Genomic DNA, 507 nt, shown 5'->3' with positions numbered 1-507 from the left:
CTTTTTCCTGTGTCGCAGCAGTAATGGTCACGCCACCAAGAGTGGTGCGCAAGCTTGCCGAAGTTTGGTCTTGCTTGCTGTTTGTATTGTCCGCTTGAACTACAATGGTCGAAACCGACAGTTCAACGCCACCGTAGTTGATGTCAGCGCGCAGCACTGCATCTTCGTTGGTCGCATCGGTGAAGTCAGAGGTAAAGCCGTCGGACTCCATGTCGCCAGCAGATGCCCAGTACTTCGAACCTGCAACGCCAGTGTCACCGAAGTAGATCGACGCGTTTTCCGAAGTCAGCGACAGAACGTAATCATCAGTCATCAAGTCAGTGGTGCTTGCAGTCGAAGTACCATCGTCGTCCTGGATGTCGAAGTTAACGGTTGCACCGGCAGTGATACCGTTATCCAGAGCTTGCGACAAAGATGCGGTCATAGTCGCACCCCAGTAGAAGCCGTCGTTGTCATCAGCAACGGTACCAGAGCGTGCAGACATTGCAGCGGTAGCGTCGGGGTCGT

At 53.8% G+C, this 507-nt stretch carries 1 protein-coding gene; it reads right to left on the bottom strand.

The window, feature by feature from the left end:
- Window positions 1–507, bottom strand: a 507-nt coding sequence (locus AC1QQ2_RS15140; protein WP_479713771.1) for a porin, incomplete at both ends; no start/stop codon positions are given.

The organism is Aestuarium sp. (assembly GCF_023253315.1).
Taxonomy (GTDB): Bacteria; Pseudomonadota; Alphaproteobacteria; order Rhodobacterales; family Rhodobacteraceae; genus Marivivens; species Marivivens donghaensis.
The sequence above is the reverse complement of the archived record's forward strand: the minus strand, read 5'-3'. Positions and strand labels throughout refer to the sequence as shown.